The sequence below is a fragment of the Falsiroseomonas oryziterrae genome (assembly GCF_021864505.1).
In the GTDB taxonomy this organism is placed as follows: Bacteria; Pseudomonadota; Alphaproteobacteria; order Acetobacterales; family Acetobacteraceae; genus Falsiroseomonas; species Falsiroseomonas oryziterrae.
In genome coordinates this window covers 1-2,797 of sequence record NZ_JAKJIB010000432.1, presented here as the reverse complement: position 1 = coordinate 2,797, position 2,797 = coordinate 1, and the positions used below count along the sequence as shown (strand labels likewise).

4 protein-coding genes are annotated in these 2,797 nt (G+C 72.8%); 1 reads left to right on the top strand and 3 read right to left on the bottom strand.

The features are described 5' to 3' along the window. The 3 genes from L2I40_RS21485 to L2I40_RS21475 all read right to left on the bottom strand — a co-directional run. Positions 1-484, bottom strand: a 484-nt coding sequence (locus L2I40_RS21485; RefSeq protein ID WP_237217263.1) for a lysophospholipid acyltransferase family protein, incomplete at its 3' end; no start/stop codon positions are given. 65 nt (positions 485-549) lie between these two features. Continuing rightward, positions 550-1,617, bottom strand: a complete 1,068-nt coding sequence (locus L2I40_RS21480; protein WP_237217261.1) for a glycosyltransferase family 4 protein — start codon at positions 1,615-1,617, stop codon at positions 550-552. A gap of 40 nt (positions 1,618-1,657) precedes the next feature. Next, positions 1,658-2,461 carry a UDP-2,3-diacylglucosamine diphosphatase gene (locus L2I40_RS21475; RefSeq protein ID WP_237217260.1) on the bottom strand — a complete coding sequence of 268 codons (804 nt, stop codon included), beginning with the start codon at positions 2,459-2,461 and terminating at the stop codon, positions 1,658-1,660. A 132-nt stretch (positions 2,462-2,593) separates the two neighbouring features. Here L2I40_RS21475 and L2I40_RS21470 point away from each other — a divergent pair. Next, a partial coding sequence (locus L2I40_RS21470; protein WP_237217258.1) for a hypothetical protein occupies positions 2,594-2,797 on the top strand: 204 nt, incomplete at its 3' end.

Below are 2,797 nucleotides of genomic sequence, written 5' to 3'. Positions count from 1 at the left end.
CCGGGACGACCTTGGCGCCCGACACCGCGGCGAGCTGCGCGACGCCCGGTGCCGCCACGCGCCGCGGCCCCCGCGGCCCGTCCGGCGTGATCAGCACCGGGTCGCCGGCGCGCAGCACGCGCAGCATCTCGACCAACGCCTGCGCGCCGCCCCGCGTCGTCGAGCCGTAGATCATCCGCACCCCGAAGCGCGCGACCGCGTCGCCGATGAAGCGCCCGTCGCGATGCCGGCTGACCAGCACATGCGGGGAGAGCCGCGCCACCTGCGGCTCCGCCGCGACGGCGAGCCGGAACAGCGGCGGGATGACCGGCAGGCGCTCATGCCAGAAGGCGATCACCAGCGGCCGGCCGGCCGCGACCTCGGCCAGCGCCGGGCCGGCGCCGACCAGGCGCCAGCGCGTGGTGCGGGCGACGAAGGCGATATAGGCGCCGAGGCTGCGCGCGAGCCCCGCCTGCACGACGGGATGGCGGATGATCTTGCGCATCAGCCCCGGGCAGGGTGGTGGGCCATCGGCGCCGCCCTAGCACGCTCCCGGCGCGACAGGAAATGTCAGGCGGCCAGCGCCGGCACCAGCGCGTCGCGGAACCGCCTGGCGCAGGCCGCCCAGGAGAAGCGCTCCGCATGGGCGCGGCAGGTGGCGCGATCCACCTCCAGCGCGCGCAGGCAGGCGGTGCGCAGATCCTGGTCCATCGCGCCGACCGGGGCTGAACCAAGAACGTCGAGTGGCCCGGTCACCGGATAGGCCGCGACCGGCGTGCCGGCGGCGAGCGATTCCAGCAGCACCAGCCCGAAGGTGTCGGTCAGCGACGGGAAGACGAAGACATCGGCCCGCGCATAGGCGCGCGCCAGCGCGCCGTTGTCGCGCCAGCCGGTGAAATGCGCCTGCGGGAACCGCTGCATCAGCGCTGCGCGCTGCGGCCCGTCGCCCACCACCACCTTGCTGCCCGGCAGGTCGAGCGAGAGGAAGGCGGCGATGTTCTTCTCCACCGCGATCCGCCCGGCATAGAGGAAGATCGGCCGCGGCAGCCTCTCCCACGCATCCGCCTCGCCATGCTCTGCCGCAGCGGGATGGAAGCGGTCGAGGTCCACGCCGCGCGACCAGGGCACCACATTCGCGAAGCCGCGCGATTCGAGCTCCCGCGCCAGCGACGGCGTCGCGCAGAGCGTGCCCGATCCGGCCGCGTGGAAGCGCCGCATCGCGGCGAAGCTCCACGCCGTCGGGATGCGTGTCCGCGCATGCAGGTATTCCGGGAACTTGGTGTGGTAGGCGGTGGTGAAGCGCCAGCCGCGGCGGCGGCAGATCGCGCGCATCGCCCAGCCGAGCGGACCCTCGGTGCAGACATGCACCGCCTCCGGCGCGAAGTCGTCGGCCAGCCGCGCAAGCTTGCGCCCGGGCGCCACGGCCAGCCGGATCTCCGGGTAGCCGGGCGTCGGCAGGGTCGGGAAGCGGTCGGGCCCGATCACCTCCACCACGTCGCCGCGCGCGCGCAGTTCGTCCACCACCGTCTGCATGGTGCGGACCACGCCGTTCACCTGCGGGTGCCAGGCGTCGCTCACGATCAGGATGCGCCGCGGCGCGGGGCCGCCATGCGCCAGGCCGGGGGGAAGGGCGCCCATGCCCCAGACGCCTATCGAGCCGTCCAATCCATCCCCCGCCTCAGGCCGCGGCGGGGACCTCCCCCACGGCCGCGCGGAAGAAGGTCAAGCGGTTCTCGCGCGCCCAGTCAATCAATTCGAAACGACCGTCCGCGTGCTCCACCAGCGCGGTGCAGCTTTCCACCCAGTCGCCGTCGTTCATGTAGAGCACGCCCTGCACCTCGCGCATCTCCGCGTGGTGGATGTGGCCGCACACCACGCCATCGAGGCCGCGCCGCCGCGCCTCGCCGGCCAGCGCGACCTCGAAGCGGTCGATCGCCTTCACCGCTTCCTTGACCCGGTGCTTCAGCCATTGCGAGAGCGACCAGTACGGATAGCCGAGCCGCCGCCGCGCCGCGTTGAACCAGCGGTTCAGCGTCAGCGCCGTGTCGTAGGCCCAGTCGCCGAGATGGGCGATGAACTTGGCGTAGCGGATCACCCCGTCGAACTGGTCGCCATGCAGCACCAGGTAGCGGCGCCCGTCGGCGGCGGTGTGCACCGCCTCGTCCACCAGCCTGACGCCGGCGATCTCCATCCCCAGCCAGTCGCGCAGCATCTCGTCGTGGTTGCCGGGGATGTAGGTCACCTCGGTGCCGTTCCGCGCCGCGCGCAGGATCAGGCGGATGACCTCGTCATGCGTCGGGTCCCAGTACCAGGACTTCCTGAGCCGCCAGCCATCGACGATGTCGCCCACCAGGTAGAGCCGGTCGCATTCCACCCGCCGCAGGAAATCGGCGAGGAAATCGCTGCGGCAGCCCCGCGTGCCGAGATGCACGTCCGAGAGGAACACCGTGCGGTAGCGACGCGTCGGCTCGGTCGTGTGCATGCCTCGGCTCCAGCCGCCTGGCCCCCGCGGGCCAACGCGGGGACGTCCGTTGCGTTGCCGCGCTGTACCCGGCGACGTGCCGATTCGACGTGAATCCTGAGTGACATCGAACACGCGGCGCGCTGTTCCGCGATGCGGCGTGCGCATGTCACGCGGCCGTCAGGACAACGAGACCGAATCGTCATCGCCGCGCGCTACGCGGCCGCGGTGCTCATCGTCTTCAACCCGGCGGCCGGCGCCGGACGGCGCCGCAGCCTGTCGCGCGCCGTCGCCGCGCTGCTCGCGCACGGCGTCCGGCCCGAGCTCGCCGAGACAAGCGGCCCGGGCGACGCCGAG

What these genes read in the sequence shown, in the direction of transcription:
- L2I40_RS21480 (WP_237217261.1), bottom strand. Translation starts at nt 1,617, where the DNA reads ATGGGCGCCCTTCCCCCCGGCCTGGCGCATGGCGGCCCCGCGCCGCGG.
- L2I40_RS21475 (WP_237217260.1), bottom strand. Translation starts at nt 2,461, where the DNA reads ATGCACACGACCGAGCCGACGCGTCGCTACCGCACGGTGTTCCTCTCG.